Raw genomic sequence first — 18,369 nt, forward strand, 5'->3', positions numbered from 1 at the left:
ATGAAATTACTGTTTGTGGTTCGTCATGCAAAATCGTCCTGGGATAACCCGGATTTAGATGACCATGACCGTCCGTTGAATGAACGAGGTCTTAAAAACGCTGAGGAGATGGCAAAACGCTTCGGCGCCTGGCTGGCGATGCCGCAGCGAATATTGTCCAGTACGGCGGAACGGGCCTTTCAGACCGCTCAGTTTTTTGAACAGGGGCTGCACCCGCATCCAACCGAGCTGGCAACCACGGTCGGCCTTTATACCGATTCTGCTCATGAAGTTGCAGAAATCATTCAGTCGGTTTCGGATGAGATTGATCGTTTGATGGTGGTTTGTCATAACCCGGCGATTAATGAATTGGTCGGGCGCTTTGGGCTGAAGATTGAGAATATGCCGACGTGTGGGGTGGCGGTTTTTGCTATTCATACGGATCAATGGAAAAACCTCGGGCCTGAAACATCAGAGGTGATTTTCTTTGATTATCCGAAACGCCTGATGAAGCCGGAGAAATCATGATCTGATTTGGGTTTGCGTCGGCTTCACGCAGTTGCCGCGAAGCCGACGATGATTTGTTGAGTGAGCTGCTTCAGCTTGCTTCAGACATTTTGCGAACCGCATCAACAACTTCATTCATGCTGGCTTCGATCTCATGAATCGCCTGGCTGGCTTCTTTCACCTTTTCCATACTGCTGTGCGCATGTGAAATGATATCCGACATCGAAGTGACTGCCTGTACGGTAAACTGACTGTTTTGTTTCACAAGGTTGTCGATTTTATCGGTGGATTCATTTGTACGAAATGCGAGCTGACGTACCTCATCTGCAACCACAGCGAACCCCCGGCCTTGCTCACCTGCCCGGGCTGCTTCAATGGCGGCGTTCAGTGCCAGCAGGTTGGTCTGATTGGCGATGCCTGAGATGGTATCGACCATGCTGGTAATGGTTTTGGATTGTTCTTCAAGCTGAGCGATCACGTCTGACGTCATATTCAAGGCTTCAACCATATGGGTCATTTGTTCGATGGCCAGATTGCCGGAATGACTGCCCTCTGCAGAGAGTTGGCTCGTTTTCACCGAAAGGTCGTAGGCCAACTGGCTGTTTTGATGTCCCAGCAGGACGTTCTGAGTAATGTCAGTCGCAAATTTGATGACTTTATAGAGCTTTCCATTGGCATCAAAGATCGGGTTGTAGGTGGCTTCAAGCCACAAAGGGTCGCCCTGACGATTGACGCGCTCAAATTTTCCGCCAAGGAATTGGCCCTGATTGAGTTGAGACCAGAAATCACGATATTCCTGAGATTTTGAATGTTCAGCGGTCACAAATAGCCGGTGATGCTTCCCTTTGATTTCTTCGAGCGAGTATCCAACTGTATTCAGGAAATTCTCATTGGCCGTCAGAATTCTTCCTTCGAGATCGAACTCAATAACGGCCATGGAACGCGAGACGGCCTGCATCTGGCTGGTATTTTCATGGTGAGCAGCAACACGTTCCGTGATATCCGCTGCAATTTTCAGTACCTTATAAACTTGGCCATCATCACTTTTTACCGGACAATAACTGGCCTCAAGCCAGATTTCCTGACCATTCTTTTTAAGACGCTGGAAGAGCCCTTTAGATTGTTTCCCTGTCGCAAGCTGCTGCCAGAAACGTTGATATTCAGGGCTGTTGCGGGTTTCGCTGGAGCAAAACATCTGGTGATGGTGGCCTTGAATTTCAGTTAAATCATAGCCCATGGTCTTGAGGAAATGGTGATTGGCAGTCATGATTTTTCCATCAGGAAAGAATTCAATGGTCGCGAAGGAGTCGTGGATGGCATTGAGATGTTGATTTGTTTCCAGACACTGTTTTTTTATCGCTTCGTACTCTTCAAGAGAGACGTTGTTCTTCTTGGATAAACCGAACATGTCACAGTCCTTGTTGATATATACCCTAAGAAAACATATAGCAGCAAATAATGCTTAAAAGATATTTTTCGAAGAGCCAGCACATTTTTAGTGAAAGCTAAATGATGCTGCTAATCTGCTGAAACACTCACATTTCATGTCGATATGTTCTATTAATGATTTTATCTATATATGTTCATGCTGAATACACTTACCTAAAGTATGGATACCAGATGCTTTCTGATCGATTCCTGAGCTGTTGGGGGTGTGGTTATTTATCGGACTTGTGATCTCTCTCCAAGTGTCAATGTTGTTAAAAACAGTGGTTCATTGCATCGCTGCATATTCTCGCTGATGTTGGTTGCAATTGTATTCTCTATCAGTATATCGAATCTCCTAGAGATGGGGGCGCATCTTCACTCGTAGCATGCCTAATATAAACAGGATTTTAATATTTTATTTATCAGTCAATGTTGCCTGATATGCCATGAAAAGCGGCGTGGAAATGGTATTCCAGTCTGGCGAAAATACGGGCTCGCCAATTCAGGGAAGCATACGCATCTTATTGTGACCGGATGAAGTGGCCACAGTCTGACGAGGCACTGTGAATCTGAATGAAAAATACCGGAGACAGGGATGCTCCGGCAAGGAAGATATCAAGTGATTGTGTTCATTCAGAAATAGTATTCCAGAGCGACCTCGATGAAATCATCTTTTCGGACAAAATACAGGGGGCTATCCAGTTTATCTGTGTTAAACCACCAGGCATTCGCACGCCATTTCCAGTTATTGTTGATTCGGGCGGATGCTTCAATTCTGCCGGTTGATTCCTGACTGTGATCCAAATCCTGATTGATTCCAAAGAGAATCTCAGTGCCGTCAATGTCATTGAAGGCAAAACGTGTACCCAAAAACAGATCATTCTGATTCAGGCTGAGGTCGCGGGAGTCATATTGGTACTCAGCGATCAGTCCTAAATCCCAGTAAGTATCAAATACCCCCACAATGGTATATTCAAAGCCGGTGACGGCTGCAGAGTGATTCTCCAGGCTGTCCCGATAGAGCGCTTCTAATTTCAGTAACCAGGAACCGAAAATGCCCTGAATATCAACACTGCTTTGTTCCATCTGGGCGTAATATGGCGTCAGGCTTGCGGTGCCTGGCAGAAAGTAGGGATCTCGGTTGGTGCCTTTGAAAAAGCTTGCCCCCACGTCCCAGTCACCAAAATAGTTGCTGTATCGCAGCGACCAGTCAACATGTGTCTGTTCGGCAGAAGACTCATAACGGGCATGGCCATTGACCGGAAGGGGTGTCCGAAGGCGTCCGTCGCTTCCGGCAAAAGTCCGTTCCCGAAAGTAGGGCAAAATAAAACCACTGACGTTTCCCCAATCCTTGACTGCGGTCAGGTTGATCATTGGCTGTCCCAATTTTTGTTCACCGTCTACAGATTCGACATTGTCGGTCTGGTTGATCACATCCACCAAATGGATGGATTCGGTGACCCCCCAAAAAACTTTGCCAACCCCGACCCGAAGTTCGTAATCCTGAATGAGTTGCAGATACATCAATTCACGAATATCGGCATGGGTCCGTTCATCGTCCATGCTATCGAGTCGCAGGAACGGCTGGATGGTGAGACGGGCGTCTCCGTCCTGAAATTCGGTATACCACTCTGGCTCAATCACGAGGGAGGTCTGGCTTTTATCCTGTCCTTGCAGGCCATCATGAATGAATTGACGTTGTTCTAAATTGATTTGGCCACTGAAACCAGCTGCCTCGACAGAGGCAGCCAGAAACAGGGGCAGTACAGCGAGACGAGAAGTCATACTTGCTCCTGTTCAGGAAATTATTTGGCGCGTTTCAGGCTGGCCTTGTTGAAGTCACCTTCATCAAGCCCATTGTTGAAAGTCAGTTCGTGCGTGGTCAGCACAGTCGACTTGCCGGTTTGATGATTTGTCATTGTCATTTTATGAGCGCGCCAGTATTTTCCAGAATACTGTTCGTAATCGTCGAAATTCAGCGTTTTGAGTAAGCTGTCTTTACGGTCATAAAATTCAATTTTGAGTGGGCGGTAATGTGCCTTGTCGACCCAGACCAGTTGCTTGGTGTAGCCTGAGTACGCATCAGTCGGAATTTGCTTTACTTTAAATGCAGCCTGACTGGCAACGCTTTCATCTCCCAGATAGGTAAATTCATACTTTTCAAGCTCGAATGAACTGAGATCTTCATAAGCAAATTCGCTGCCCATGAACGGACCGGATTTGTTGCGTGATGCAATGCGTTTCACGCGTTTTAACGCGGGCAGATAAAGCCATTGATCGTCGGGTTTGGTGGTGTGGGCAAAGTTGAGGAAAGCTGTTCCCTGAACATCTCTTGGTTCATCAAAGATGGTCAGTCCCTTGTCACCGTCATCGACGACCTCCAGCGTTTTAATACGCATCTTTCGGGTACTGCTTTCACCCTGAGCGTTGGATAATAGCATCGTCATATCTGCGATACTGTCTCCCCAGCCGGTGTCACGCGCTTTACGCTCTTTGGCAATCTCCATGCCCTGTTCATTGCCTGCGTGGCAAACGGCAGGGATCACTGCCATTCCCAGCGTGGCAAGCATGCCAATCGAGGCCAGCCATTGCGTCATTCGAGCAGTTTGATTTGTCATGATCGTTCTCCTAAAAATTCGGGAAAATTATTGGGTAATCGGATGATTCGTATCTGGCGCTGTGGCTTGAGGACTGTTCTGTGCCACAGGCTTACGGTCAAATAGCATCAGCATGGTTGGCAGTAACAGGAAGTCCACGACCAGTGCGATGAAAATAATCAGTGCGCTGAGTTGCCCCATATCGCTGTTCAGTCTGAAGCTCGAGCTTGCAAGGACCAGAAAACCGGCAACCAGAACCACAGTGGTGATCCACAGGGCCCGGCCGACAGTACTGAAGGCATAACGAACGGCAGCTTCGGCATTGCGGCCTTCTTTCCGGGCAATCTGGTATTTACTGAGGAAGTGCACAGCGTCGTCGACGACGATACCCAGGGTGAGCGTGACAACGACAGATAACCCCAAGTTGATTTCACCGGACCACAGCGACCAGAGACCAAAACCAAAGACTGCGGGCGCAATATTCGGAATTAAACTGATCAGCCCCAGGCGAAGTGAACGCAGCGCGAAAATCATCAGCACAGAAATGAGAACCAATGTAACTGGCAGCGTGCTCAACATACTTGCCATGTTCGTTTCACCGATGTGAGCAAACATCAGGTTCGGACTGGAAGCCATAATCTGATAGCCCGGTGCATAAGTGGCAAACCAGTCATTGATCCGTGTTTCCAGCGCAACCAGTTCTTTACTGCCGATATTTTTGGTCGTGAGTGTCAGCTTGACAGAGGATTTATCAACGTTGAGCTGATTGTTCAGATCCAGTCCGTAGGGCAGTGACATTTCATAAAGCAGCAGGTACTGCGCGGCTAGTTCACGGTCCTGCGGCATGCGGTACCAGCTTTCATCGTCGCCGTGCATGTTCATATTCAGGCGTTTGAACGTGTCACTCAAGCTGGCGACGTGATCCGTTTCGGGTTGTATCCGTAACCAGTCTGTAAAGTCGCGCAGAATCAGCAAAAATTGCGGGTCGGCAATGCCTTGTGGCTGGCCGGAATCAATGGCAATGCTGACAGTGGTCATGCCACTGATATTGTCTGCCATAAAGTCGGCCGCTTGTCGGAATGAACTGTCCGTTGCGAAATATTTGACTGGTTCATCATTGACGACGTTTTTCGGCAGCAGGAAGACGGAGCCTACAAGCATGAGGACAGAGAAAGGTAGAATGACTTTCCGGTGGTTCACAACCAGATTACCCAGCGTATCTGTCCAGGTGGTTTGTCCTTCAGGCTGAACAGCAGGTGCACGCATGGGCAGTTTTGCCAGCAGCGCGGGTAATAACGTCAGGGACAACACACAAGCGAGCATGATGCCCAGTGCGGCCAGATTTCCTAAATCACGCAGGATGGGGGAGTCGGATGCATTCATCATCAGGAATCCCAACGCTGTCGTCACAGAGGTAATCAGAATCGGCATGGTATTGAGCCGGGTACTGTAGAAAATGGCTTCGTGCTTGGTCATGCCCCGTTGCATCCCCTGGCGCAGGGTCGCAATCACATGCACACAGTCTGCAACCGCCAGCGTCAGCACCAGAGTCGGCACATTGACAGTGGCTGTGTTGAGGAACATGCCTGCCCATCCGGAGAGACCCATTGTGGCCATGACTGAACCGATAATGACAAGCAATGTCGCCAGTACCGCGGTGACTGTCCGCAGCATGAAGACCAGAAATACGAGTACAATCAGCAACATCACAGGCACCAGCGTGCTGCTGTCTTTTTGCGCCATATCCATGAAGGTACGGTTCATTGCCACGATACCGGCCTGATAAAAATCGACCTCTGGGTATTCGGCGCGATAGTTGTCGATCAATGCCTGTGTTGCATCCGTGACCGTAGTCATTTCTGTCGTTTCGTCAACTTTTGGCATTTGTAAAGTCACATTCACCACAGCCACATCACCCTGAGCTGAGATTAAGGCATCTCGCAGCAAGGGTTCATTGAGTGCAACAGCTTTGACTTTCTGAATGCGTTCTGCAGTCAGTGGATAATCTGCCAGAAGTAAATCTTCAACCAGCAAATCGTCGTCGATGGCTTCGGTGTGCTGATAATTTGATATTGAATCGACCCGGCTTGAAAAAGGAATTTGCCAGCTTTCATCAGTCAGTTGACGAATCAGAGTGAGTGTTTCAGAGGTAAAGACATTGCCATTCTTTGGCGCAACCACAAAACTGATGTTGTCGGTTTTACTGAAGGTGGCCTGGATGGTGTTGAATGCCTGAAGTTGCGGGTTATTTCCGTCGAAAAAAATGTTGTAATCGCCGCGGAAATAGAGGTTCTTGGCCCCAATTGTCGCTGCGACGATCAAGGCGATCATCGTTGCCATCACGAGATAGGCTCGTTTGATTGGCAATGCATATAGACTGTCTTTCATCACACTCTCCATTGGTGACGTTTCGTCAAAAATTGGCGTTTAAAAACCAGTTTTTCAACTGGTTGGTGTTCTAAACAACTTACAGGTTACTGAATTAGAGTGTCATTTCCCTGTAACAGTTTACTTCCTAAATATGCAAGAAGGAGAGTAAACAGTTTTTATGACTAATCGTCAACTATGGTGTGAAATTAACCCGCATAAAGCGGGTTAATCAAGCAAACTATCGACCAAGTTGTGACAAAAGTGAGATCTCTTCTGCAAAAAAGGTCTGCTCAATGTGTTTCCACAAGCGCTTATAGTCCTTTTCACTCGACAGTGGTTTCCAGTTCATTCCATCCAGCAGCATGTTCACGTTGTTCAGGACAGTGAACGGATCCTGAAGACGGTGAATACATCGACTGTTGGTTGCATTCATGATGAGTGCATTGGAACCCAGCGCAAGCGACCAATTTGCAAATACAACGGCATCCGTACTGACGGCGGCTGACATGGTCAGGCTTCCTTCGTCCAGTGCGTGATTAACGATTGCATCTGCGTTATCAATCATTTGCTCTTCAAGCTGGTTCAATATTTCCACGCGCGTTGTTGAGGCTTTATCGATGACCCAGGGGGTCTTTGCCGTCAACAGACAGGTTGAAAGAATCGGTTCAAGTCGGGCAAAAATATGGTATGCGACATGGACAGCCAATAAAATTTCCCGGCTGGTCCCTTCCATCCCCAATACCCGATTAAACAAAGCCATTTCTTCTTTAATGGCATGAGTGCACAGCGCAACAATGACATCCTCTTTACTGCAAAAGTGGTTATACACCGTTCCTTTTGAGTAAGGACTCATGGCTGCAAGCTTGTCCATGGTCAGGTTCGCAAAGCCTTCTTTGTTCACCAGATCTTTTGCAAGCATAATCAGCTCTTGATCGCGGTCTGCAATCGCCTGCTGTTTTTTTGTTTTTGGCACTCGCTCTCCAGAGAAGAGGGCGCATCGTTCTTTATTACAGTTCAACCCGAACATAACTTCCAACTATTGGCTGTCAGTTGCGTGAATACATTGCAACTCCTGTCTTGTAAGTTTAACACGATTACCTTAAGGGTAAATCATCAGAAAATTGACGATTAGTCAAAGTTGACCAATCGTCATAATAGTCGCTTCTGCATGGAGATCAAGACAAGCCTTGTGACTTTCTTCGAAAAAAATTGTGGTCGGATCAGAAAAACCGCCCCGGGAGGCGGTTGAAATACGAAGGGGAAGGATTGTTCAATGTGCCAAAGCGGTATTCAGAATCATTTCACTGTCTGCAATCGCTATGCGGCCATGTTCGCCCAGTGCGGTCATGCCATGTTTCTCCAGACTGCTGACCAGAACCTGAATATCAGATTCAGTTAATCCGGCATCTGTCAGGCGAACGGGAACATCCATGGCTGTGAAGAAAGCTTCCGTTTGAGCAATGGCTGCATCAATCCGGGTGTCTGCACTGCCTTCTGTCAGGCCGAATACGCGCTCTGCATATTGCAGCAGTTTCGCTTCCTTATCCTGACGACGCGCTTTCATCACTGCCGGCAAAACAATACTCAGCGTCCGGGCATGATCAATGCCGTAGTTCCCGGTGAGCTCGTGACCAATCATGTGCGTTGCCCAGTCTTGCGGGACGCCCACGCCAATCAGGCCGTTTAGGGCTTGTGTTGCAGACCACATAATGTTGGCTCGAACGGTCAGATCATTTGGATTTTCCAGCGCTTTCGGGCCTTCTTCGATCAGTGTCAGCAGCAAGCCTTCGGCGAATCTATCCTGGACTTTGGCGTCCACAGGAAAGGTCAGGTACTGCTCCATGACATGCACGAATGCATCGACAACACCGTTACTGATTTGACGCGGAGACAGGCTGAGTGTTGTGGCCGGATCCAAGACGGCAAATGCAGGTTGCACTTTTGCGGTCATGAAGCTCAGTTTGTCTTTCCCCCGTGAAACCACGGCACCTTTATTGCTTTCAGAACCTGTGGCGGGCAGGGTCAGAATACAACCGATGGGCAGCGCAGTTTCAACTGGGGCATGCTTTGCCAGAATATCCCAAGGGTCCTGACCTTTGAAGCAGGCGGCCGCTGCAATAAATTTAGTGCCGTCGATGACAGAACCACCGCCGACCGCAAGCAGGTAGTCAAATCCTTCGGTCTGAATTTTTTCGACGGCCTTCATCAGGGTATCGTACTGAGGATTTGGCTCAATCCCGGAAAACTCGGCCCACTGATGGTCAGATAAAGCCTGAGTGACCTGCTCATAAACGCCGTTCTGTTTAATGGAACCGCCCCCGTACAGTACAAGCACTTTACTGTCTTTTGGAATTTCAGCGGTGATCGCGGCAATTTGACCTTCACCGAAATGAATGCGGGTCGGATTGTGATAGCTGAATGGGTTCATCATTGCGCTCCAGATTGGCTTGAAGAATTATGCTGATGCTCAGTGTAGGTGACATGTGGATGATCAGTAATACACGATTCTGCTTAATTCTTGTCAATTCCTGCTTTAGACTGTGCACCCCTTGGTTTTTCCGAATGTGTAAGCCATCATCACCAAAAGAGGAAAATCAGATGAAAAAATCTCTGGCACTGGCGGCTTCACTGTGTGACCACCTTGGATTGAAAGACAGGCAAGGTAAGGTTGAGACAGCATTAAAGTCGATCAATCTGTTTAAAATTACACAATATCACCATGTCACACCGCAGATGTATCAGCAGGGTGTGGTGGTGATCTTTCAGGGAAATAAAGTCGGACATCTGAATGACTATCGTTTTGAGTACGACACCAAACATTGCCTGATTGTCTCAGCACCTTATCCGATCGCGTGTGAGACCTTTGCGTCTGAAGAGGCGCCGCTGATTGGGATTGATATCGGCTTTGAGCACAGCATGATCCGCCAGCTGGTTGATGAGATGGAGGCGCAATTAGGTCCGGACTATTTTGCTTTGCAGGCACAGAGTAAAGGGGTCGCAGCCTCGCCAATCACGCCACAGCTGGAACAATGTATAGAACGCTTGCTGGCAGTGCTGCATGATCCGTTGGATGCGCACATGCTCGGCCCTCAGATTTTGCGGGAATTCTTTTACCGTCTTTTGCAGGGAGAGCAGCGGACTTTGCTGGCGCAATACGTGAAGCAAGGCACAGCATTAGCAAGGGTTTCCGGTGTGATCGAGCATGTTCAGTCGCATTATGCGGAGAAACTGACGATTGAGGAGCTGGCGGAGATGGCGGGGATGAGTGTGTCGGCTTTCCATCGCGCTTTTAAGCAAGTCGTGACTGACCCGCCACTGCAATACATTAAGAAAATCCGGTTGAACAATGCCAAGCAGTTCATGGTTCAGGATGGGCTGACGGCCAGTGTTGCGGCAACGAGAGTTGGCTACGAAAGTCCGGCTCAGTTCAGCCGGGAGTTTAAGCGATACTTTGGTTTGCCGCCGAGCAAAATTGCGCAGATCGCTGAAGAGAGAGTGATGTAAGCAAACAAGAACGCACCCGTTGAGTGCGTTCTGTGGGCGAAAACAGTGATTCGCGGTTAACTTAAATCGACATTTTTTGTGCCGAAGAACCAGGTGACCAGAAAGCCTGCCACATAAGAGACGACAAGACCTGCTGCATAAACCGCCATGCCGGCAAATACACCGCTGGCGGAGGTCATCAGTGGCAATGACACCACGCCTGATGGCCCAAATACGGTATTGAGACCAATGGGCAGGCCCATAAAGGCGACCAGTCCAATGAAGAAGCCGCCGATTGCACCCCCGATACATGCCGTAATAAAAGGCTTCACGCGCGGTAAAGTCACCCCATAGATCAATGGTTCACCAATCCCGAGAATCCCAGGAATAATGGCGCCTTTAACCTGAGTTCTCAGCACGGCATCTTTTTTGGCTTTCATATAGAGCGCCATGGCAGCACCGACCTGGCCGCCGCCAGCCATCGCCAGAATCGGAAATAGGGAGTTAAAGCCCTGAGCGTCCATGAGTGCGAAGTAAACCGGTACAAACCCCTGATGGATACCGAACATTACAGAGATTAAAAACAGTCCGGCAAGAATGGCACTGCCAATCGGATTCCCGTTCAGGTGCAGGAACAGCCAGGACATACCGTCGTACAGGTACACACCAATCGGCATGATGACCACAAAAGTCACGGTCGCCATGAACACCAGCGTGATGGAAGAGGTGAGGATCATATCCAGATTATCCGGAATGAAGCGACGCACCTGACGTTCGACCGAAGCACCGAGAATACAGGCGATCAATACCCCAATGATATTGCCTCGCGGATCAATGGCATGGCCGAAAAAGTCATGGATACCGGCATAAACGCCGCTGGTGGCATCCGGGTTGTACCCCAGCACGAACAACGAGGCAATGATTGCGCCATTGACGCCGGAACCGCCAAAAGCCTTCTGAGCGTTATAACCGATCAGAATACTCAGGAAACTGAACAAGCCTTTGCTGAAGACTTTCAGAAACCCAATCAGATCGACCAGCGTTGCATTGGGATGTTCGACAGGCTGAACCAAACTCTGATCCAGCAGCGTCGCCACACCCAGCAGCATCCCGGCAGCGATAAAGCCCGGAATCAAAGGGGTAAAAATGGTGGCAAATTTGGTCAGGAAGCGATGGACTGCGCTGGTCTGCTTTTTCTTCATTTCCTGTTTCTGTGCAGAGGCGATGTCTTTTAGATTGTCGTGCTGAGGCTCAGCTGCCGCGATGCTCTCTGCGGTGGCAGCCAGCTGAAGATTCATCATCTCAGCTGCGGTCTGCGCTTTGCCCGGACCCAAAACGATCTGCAGTTGATCGTCGCTTTCGACAATACCCATCACACCAGCGATGCGTTTGATGGTTTCCCGGTTTGCCAGTCCATCGTTATGTAATCCCAGCCGGAGCCGGGTCATACAGTGGCCGCAATTGGCGACATTGGATTTGCCACCAATTGCGCCGATGATCTCGCTGATCATCGCGTCGGTTATTTTAGCCATTGGATTCCCTATCTTTTACACGTTATTAGAATCATAAGTCGGCCACTGACGGGGGAGCATCTGTGGCCTTCGGTTGTTTTTTTAAAAGTGTTATTGAGCGTTTTGAATTGCTTGGCGGGTGAAGCCGCTGCTGCTGACCAGAAGTGCCTGCGCTTCTTGCGCGTTTGAGCCGGTCAGAATCATCACAATGGCTGTTTTACAGTGGCCACCACAGGCATTGAGTGCCGACTCTGCGGCTTCACGGCTGGCCCCGGTGGCTGCGGTCACAATGTTCTTCTGGCGCTCAACCAGTTTGGCATTGGTGGCTTCTACATCCACCATCAGGTTGCCGTACACTTTACCGGTTCGGATCATTGCACCCGTCGTGAGCATGTTCAGGACAAACTTTTGCGCTGTCCCTGCTTTCATGCGTGAAGAGCCGGTCACGACTTCCGGGCCGACGACCGGCGTCATCGCGATATCGGCCAACTGAGACATCACACTGTCCGGGTTACAGCTGATGCAACCCACGGTTGCACCAATCGATTTGGCGTAGGTCATTGCGCCGATGACGTAAGGTGTCCGGCCACTGGCGGCGATTCCGATCAGCACATCATTTGCAGAAAAGTTCAGATGTTTCAGATCTTCTTCGCCAAGCATTTGATTATCTTCAGCATTTTCAACAGCGCGGAAGATTGCTTCCTGACCGCCAGCAATCAGACCGACAACCTGAGACGGGTCGCTGCCAAAAGTTGGCGGGCATTCACTCGCATCCAGAATCCCCAGACGGCCGGACGTACCGGCGCCAGTATAAATTAAACGTCCGCCCCGAAGAAAAGCACTGGCGATGGCATCAACCGCTTCAGCAACCTGAGGCAAGATACTTTCGACAGCCAGCGCAACTTTTTTATCTTCTTCGTTGATCACTTTGAGCATGTCCAGTGTCGAGAGCGTATCAATGGCCTGACTTGCAGGATTACGGCTTTCAGTGATCATGGCGTTTAAATCAATTTTCATGGTGTGGCCTTCAAGTTCTGTGTCTGAGTGCTATCATAAGGAATAAATTATTCTCGAGGATTGCGATGGATCACATATTTGATTATTCATCATTTGTGTCATTTTTGGAATAAAAAATTCAATACGACCTGCCAGAGGTTCAAGCGGAATAATTTATTGGATAGATTGGAATAATCAGGGATACTGAGGTTTGTCTTACCCCTTTCAATTGCCTGAGTTTCGGAGCCCAGACTGCATGACCACGCTTGCTAAAATTGACCACTATCGTGATGCGTTCTCACCCAGTGAACAGAAAATCGCTACCTTTATTCTTCAGGATCCAGATCAGGTGATTTCTCTGTCATCGCAGCAACTGGCTCAGCAAGCCGAGGTCAGCCAGTCCAGTATCGTTAAGTTCACACAAAAGATTGGTTTTAAAGGATTTACGGCCTTTAAACTTGCAGTGAGCGAAGAGCTGGGCAGAAAGAAAGCCATGGGACCGGGCACTGAACAGCAAGGATTACATAATCAGATCACCCGAGAGGACTCGCTGGAAATCATGGCTCAAAAGCTGGCGCAGGAAAAACAAAACTCGATTGTCGAAACCACGCACGCCATCGATTTTGCAGTGCTGGCAAAAGTCGTCGAAGCGATGGATGCAGCAGGAAAAATCCAATTGGTCGGGATCGGGGGGTCTGCACTGGTGGCGAAAGATTTAGGGTACAAGCTGCTGAAAATTGGCATCCCGGTGATTGCCGAGCAGGACAGCCATGTTCAGATCTCTGTATCACAAACCCTCAAAGCCGGGGATGTTCAGATCGTGATTTCTTACAGTGGCCGCCGGAAAGAAGTGTTGCTCGCTGCTCAGACGGCGAAAGCCAAAGGGGCGAAGGTGATCGCCTTCACTTCACTCCAGCAGAGTCCGCTTCGTGAGCTTGCCGACTGGAGTTTAGATACGCTGGCAGAGGAAACTCAGCTTCGCAGTTCCGCCATTTCCTCAAGAACAGCGCAAAATACGCTGACGGATTTACTCTTTCTCGCGTTGATCCAAAAACGAGACCAGGAAGCCAATCAGTTGATCAAAGACACCACTGAATTGATTCGCAACATGAACGCCTGAGTGGGTCTGCTACACTCTTAGCGGGACCAACTTCGTGGATAGACGGGCGTCGCGGAGGGGAAAATGTTCAGGTGGTTTGCATTGGTATGGATTGTGCTGGGACTGAGCGTCACCGGCACTCAGCCTGTGTTTGCAGAGACAACAGATGCCCGTTGCGATATCTATCCCCGTGGCGCAAAGCAACCGATCGGACAATATCTTTGTGTGCTGTCGGAGTATCACGGCTATGTCAGCATTCGGAGAGGCGATGGAGTTCAATACGATTTTCACCCGTCCCGAAATCAGCCCGGCAAATACCGGGACGGGCAAAACCGCCCGGTGTCACTCCGCGGCGATTTAGGCAAGAAAGGGGTGATTTTTGAACTCACCCATGAATCAATCTACGTCTACTGGGATACGTCTGTTTTGGCCGAACCTGCACTATAAGCTCACACTTTTCCGGCTTTTGGTTTGATTTCTGTTGGTCAGAGACTAAAAATCTGTCCAACGAAGTGAAGAGAGAAAGCGCATGTCTACACAGAAGCAGCTGACGATTGATATCGTTTCCGATGTGGTTTGTCCCTGGTGCTACATTGGCTATCAGCGCCTTGAACAGGCGATGAATACCTATCAGGGCAAAGTGCAATTTACTATCCGGTGGCATCCGTTCGAATTGAATCCGGATATGTCTGCGGACGGCCAGTTACTGAGCGAACATCTGGAAGAAAAGTATCAGATGACGCCGGAACAGAGTGCCGAGAACCGAGCCCGGATTGTTGAACTTGGAGAAGCCCTGAATATTCGATTCCAATTCACGCCGCTTTCCCGGATTTATAATACCTTCAGAGCGCATCAGCTCCTGCATTGGTCAGCCCTTTATGGCCGGCAGACCGATCTGAAACTCGCGCTGTTTGAAGCTTATTTCACCGAGCAAGAGAATGTGAACGCGCTTGAAGTGCTGTTCAGCGCTGTCGAACGCGCCGGATTAGACGCCGAAGAAGCCGAACAGGTCCTGAAAAACGACAAATTCAGCGGTGTGATTCGTGAAGAAGAACAAGCCTGGATTGAACAGGGCGTTAGTGCGGTGCCTGCATTTATTTTTAATGAAAAGTACCTTGTCTCTGGTGCTCAAAATACGGAAAGCTTGATTCAGGTAATTGATACTTTGCTGAGCGAGTCAGCCGAGTAATCCGCCCGCAAAAGACGAAACCAGCTGCGAATATCGTAAGCTGGTTTCTCTCCATGAGATTCCCGCCAGAATTCAAATTTTGTGATCTTTTCCCCAGTGTTTCATTTCAGTTGAAATGACAGGTGATTTCGTGATTTTGACTCGTCATTACAAGTCATGTTTTTCTCAGATTTAGGTTAATCTACTTGCTGTTGAACTTGAACCAGATGTCATGGGTTATGATTATAGTTGTCAGGCATGTAAAAAATCAAAAGGAATTCTTGAGAAAGAACTGCCATTTTACATTTCGGAATATAATGAAGTTCAAGTTTGATTGGATTATATCGAACACGTACAAAGATTGAGCTTTAATCTATTAAAGCAAGTGTTTACGGACAGGAGTATTCATCGTTGAGCCATCATTTCACACATCAATGCTACCAAAATATTCGTGATTCAATAATAAACGACTCGACTATTGCTACGAATGAAGAGCGTTTGGCTGAATTTATGAAAATATACTGTGATATAATCAAGAAGGAAAATCCATTACTCGCATGGGAAAGAGATAAATGGGAAGGAGGATTGCGAGGTATATTTGCATTTGTTATTTTATGCTCTGTTTTTATCTCATATGCAATATATTTTTTTGGAGATGAACACAATAAAGATGTGGGAATGATTTTAGGAATAGGCTTGATTTCAATCATTTCGTTCTTGATGTTAATCGTTTTATATCCTGAGAGATACCAACATAAGATGACAACAACAGGGATTTACATTCGATTCTATCGGAGAGGAAAAAAGGTTCGCCAGAGAACAATCAGGTTTTTTCTTTTGATCTCAATTCCAACTGTGATCCTGTTATTCTTGATGATGGGACCAATGGCTTTTGCGGGCGCTGGAGCTGGTGCATTAGGTGTTTTCTCAATTGCGGGTGTATTCAGGGAAAAAGATCCTGTAGAAATGGCTTTACCGTGGGAGGCGATTTTTTGCATTTATGTGAATGATGAATTTGGCTTTTTTTCGAGTGAGAAAGGATTTAATATTCAGTTTATGTTGGATTTGATTTGTGATAAATCAAATTTTGATCAGGTAAAACAAATACTGGATGCTCATACAATGAATCATTTAATTTATATGCGCGATTATTCTGTAGATTTACGCTCGGAAGAATTTAATCAGTTAATGGATATCGGTCGGAAAGAAGTACCATTTTTAGTCGATTGATTGTCATGTCTTATCAGCTTTTGCTCTCAGGAATATACCGTGCACTTGAATATTATTTACTTGATACAGAGATATGTGGATGAGCCGATTAATTTATCAGCGTCAGTATGAAAAAATTCGACAGGAAACTCTGGATGACTCTTCCCATGTGAATGACTCATCCCGCCTTGTTGCTTTCATGGATCGTTACATTGAAGTCATCAAGAATGAATCTCCGCTTGTTGAATGGGAGAAAACTGTCTGGGAAAAGGGGTTATGGTTTGGTTTGTTCTTCATGTTTTCTTTTTTCTTCATGGTAACTTTAACCGTTTATATTTATTTGGGTGATGAAGAAGTTGGGATTATGCTGGGGGGAGGTTTCTTGTCGATGATTTTATTGATTTCGCTGTTAATCTGCTACCCGGAGAAGCATGATTATAAAATCACTGACACGGGAATTTACTTTCGAGGATACAAAAGAGGGAAACGATTCCGGCAAGGTGCCTTTAAGATGATCATGATTGTTTGTGTCCCGATTTTTTTGTTTTTATTGTTTTATGGTGGCCCAACTATTTTTGCCGGTGCTGGAGCAGGTGCGCTTGGAATTTTCGCGCTACCTGCAATGATGAAGGAGAAAAAACCAATTGAGATGGCTCTGCCTTGGGAAGCCATTGCTATCTATGGTGAATTTAAGCAGAACACTATTTTCTCCAAAAAGAAAATGTTCATGATTCAATACTATATGAATATATGGTGCGATGGTGAGCTGACTAAAACTGTTGAAAAAATTATAAAAGAAAAGATGCGGAAAGATTGTATTTATACGACGGATTTTTTCGCGGAAGGTGAATCAAATGAGTATATTAGAGTAGAAGAGGTTTTAATGAAAGAAACCCCTTTCTTGTGGACTCCTTACCCAGGATATACCAATACCTTTCTTTGATTTTCTATTATGGATGGAATGTACCCATGAATGAACGCAATCAGATTCTGAAACGGGTGCTCCCAGAGCCCCGTTTTTATTCAGCAAGCAGGGTGTTATTCACCTCATTCAAATTGTCATATCTTATCGGGTTTTGCTTTCAGAAATATACCGTGCATTTGAATATTATCTTACTTGATACAGAGATATGTGGATGAGCCGATTAATTTATCAGCGTCAGTATGAAAAAATTCGACAGGAAACTCTGGATGACTCTTCGCATGTGAATGACTCATCCCGCCTTGTTGCTTTCATGGATCATTATATTGAAGTCATCAAGAATGAATCTCCGCTTGTTGAGTGGGAGAAAACTGTTTGGGAAAAAGGTTTATGGTTTGGTTTGTTCTTCATGTTTTCTTTGTTTTTCATGATAACTCTAGCCGTTTATATTTATTTGGGGGATGAGGATGTTTGGATGATCCTGGGAGGAGGGTACTTGTCGATAATGTTATTGATTGTCCTGTTGACTTGTTATCCAGAGAAACATCATTATAAAATCACTGACACGGGAATTTACTTTCGAGGATACAAAAGAGGAAAACGATTCCGGCAAGGTGCCTTTAAGGTGATCATGATTGTTTGTGTCCCGATTGTTTTGTTTTTATTGTTTTATGGTGGCCCAACTATTTTTGCCGGTGCTGGAGCCGGTGCGCTTGGAATTTTCGCGCTACCTGCAATGATGAAGGAGAAAAAACCAATTGAGATGGCTCTGCCTTGGGAAGCCATTGCTATCTATTGTGAATTTAAGCAGAACACTATTTTCTCCAAAAAGAAAATGTTCATGATTCAATACTATATGAATATATGGTGCGATGGTGAACTGACTAAAACCGTTGAAAAAATTATAAAAGAAAAGATGCGGAAAGATTGTATTTATACGACGGATTTTTTCGCTGAAGGTGAATCAAATGAGTATATCAGAGTAGAAGAGGTTTTAATGAAAGAAACCCCTTTCTTGTGGACTCCTTACCCAGGATATACCAATAACTTTCTTTGATTTTCTATGGATGGGATGTACCCATGAATGAACTTAATCAGAT

Annotated in this window: 16 protein-coding genes; 8 read left to right on the top strand and 8 right to left on the bottom strand. The window is 47.0% G+C overall.

The genetic code is table 11. From position 1 onward, the window contains the following. A complete protein-coding gene (locus tag KDD30_RS18525) occupies positions 1–507 on the top strand; it encodes a histidine phosphatase family protein (protein ID WP_211651469.1) in 507 nt (168 codons plus the stop codon). 70 nt (positions 508–577) lie between these two features. On the opposite strand, the gene KDD30_RS18530 is transcribed toward KDD30_RS18525, so the two are convergent. The 6 genes from KDD30_RS18530 to KDD30_RS18555 all read right to left on the bottom strand — a co-directional run bounded on the left by KDD30_RS18530 (position 578) and on the right by KDD30_RS18555 (position 9,309). Further along, positions 578–1,894 carry a PAS domain-containing methyl-accepting chemotaxis protein gene (locus tag KDD30_RS18530; RefSeq protein WP_211651470.1) on the bottom strand — a complete coding sequence of 439 codons (1,317 nt, stop codon included), beginning with the start codon at positions 1,892–1,894 and terminating at the stop codon, positions 578–580. A 653-nt stretch (positions 1,895–2,547) separates the two neighbouring features. Beyond that, positions 2,548–3,699: a hypothetical protein gene (locus tag KDD30_RS18535; protein WP_211651471.1), complete on the bottom strand. Its 1,152-nt coding sequence runs from the start codon at positions 3,697–3,699 to the stop codon at positions 2,548–2,550. 20 nt (positions 3,700–3,719) lie between these two features. Continuing rightward, complete coding sequence (locus tag KDD30_RS18540; protein WP_249199467.1) at positions 3,720–4,484, bottom strand: outer membrane lipoprotein-sorting protein; 765 nt, start codon at positions 4,482–4,484, stop codon at positions 3,720–3,722. A 75-nt stretch (positions 4,485–4,559) separates the two neighbouring features. Next, positions 4,560–6,899, bottom strand: coding sequence for an RND family transporter (locus KDD30_RS18545; protein WP_249199415.1), 2,340 nt, complete (start codon positions 6,897–6,899; stop codon positions 4,560–4,562). A 220-nt stretch (positions 6,900–7,119) separates the two neighbouring features. After that, entirely contained in the window at positions 7,120–7,908 is a 789-nt protein-coding gene (locus KDD30_RS18550) for a TetR/AcrR family transcriptional regulator (RefSeq protein WP_211651473.1), read from the bottom strand. 243 nt (positions 7,909–8,151) lie between these two features. Next, on the bottom strand, positions 8,152–9,309 hold the full coding sequence (locus tag KDD30_RS18555) for an iron-containing alcohol dehydrogenase (RefSeq protein WP_211651879.1): 1,158 nt from the start codon (positions 9,307–9,309) through the stop codon (positions 8,152–8,154). Positions 9,310–9,479: 170 nt separating this feature from the next. Here KDD30_RS18555 and KDD30_RS18560 point away from each other — a divergent pair, with 170 nt between their 5' ends. Next, entirely contained in the window at positions 9,480–10,385 is a 906-nt protein-coding gene (locus KDD30_RS18560; RefSeq protein ID WP_211651474.1) for an AraC family transcriptional regulator, read from the top strand. 56 nt (positions 10,386–10,441) lie between these two features. Here the strand turns inward: KDD30_RS18560 and murP are convergent, their stop codons facing one another. Both murP and murQ read right to left on the bottom strand, forming a co-directional pair. Then, on the bottom strand, positions 10,442–11,896 hold the full coding sequence (gene murP / locus KDD30_RS18565; RefSeq protein ID WP_211651475.1) for a PTS N-acetylmuramic acid transporter subunit IIBC: 1,455 nt from the start codon (positions 11,894–11,896) through the stop codon (positions 10,442–10,444). 90 nt (positions 11,897–11,986) lie between these two features. Beyond that, positions 11,987–12,892, bottom strand: a complete 906-nt coding sequence (gene murQ / locus KDD30_RS18570) for an N-acetylmuramic acid 6-phosphate etherase (protein WP_211651476.1) — start codon at positions 12,890–12,892, stop codon at positions 11,987–11,989. A gap of 235 nt (positions 12,893–13,127) precedes the next feature. On the opposite strand from murQ, the gene KDD30_RS18575 reads away from it, so the two are divergent. The 6 genes from KDD30_RS18575 to KDD30_RS18600 all read left to right on the top strand — a co-directional run bounded on the left by KDD30_RS18575 (position 13,128) and on the right by KDD30_RS18600 (position 18,326). Further along, positions 13,128–13,991, top strand: coding sequence for an SIS domain-containing protein (locus KDD30_RS18575; RefSeq protein WP_211651477.1), 864 nt, complete (start codon positions 13,128–13,130; stop codon positions 13,989–13,991). 63 nt (positions 13,992–14,054) lie between these two features. After that, a complete protein-coding gene (locus KDD30_RS18580; RefSeq protein WP_249199416.1) occupies positions 14,055–14,417 on the top strand; it encodes a hypothetical protein in 363 nt (120 codons plus the stop codon). Between the two features lie 82 nt (positions 14,418–14,499). Further along, positions 14,500–15,159 carry a DsbA family oxidoreductase gene (locus KDD30_RS18585; RefSeq protein WP_211651478.1) on the top strand — a complete coding sequence of 220 codons (660 nt, stop codon included), beginning with the start codon at positions 14,500–14,502 and terminating at the stop codon, positions 15,157–15,159. Between the two features lie 390 nt (positions 15,160–15,549). Next, positions 15,550–16,368, top strand: coding sequence for a hypothetical protein (locus tag KDD30_RS18590; RefSeq protein WP_211651479.1), 819 nt, complete (start codon positions 15,550–15,552; stop codon positions 16,366–16,368). Positions 16,369–16,447: 79 nt separating this feature from the next. Beyond that, positions 16,448–17,290, top strand: a complete 843-nt coding sequence (locus KDD30_RS18595) for a hypothetical protein (RefSeq protein ID WP_211651480.1) — start codon at positions 16,448–16,450, stop codon at positions 17,288–17,290. Between the two features lie 193 nt (positions 17,291–17,483). Beyond that, positions 17,484–18,326: a hypothetical protein gene (locus KDD30_RS18600; protein WP_211651481.1), complete on the top strand. Its 843-nt coding sequence runs from the start codon at positions 17,484–17,486 to the stop codon at positions 18,324–18,326. Positions 18,327–18,369: the final 43 nt, after the last annotated feature.

Source organism: Photobacterium sp. GJ3 (assembly GCF_018199995.1).
Classification (GTDB): Bacteria; Pseudomonadota; Gammaproteobacteria; order Enterobacterales; family Vibrionaceae; genus Photobacterium.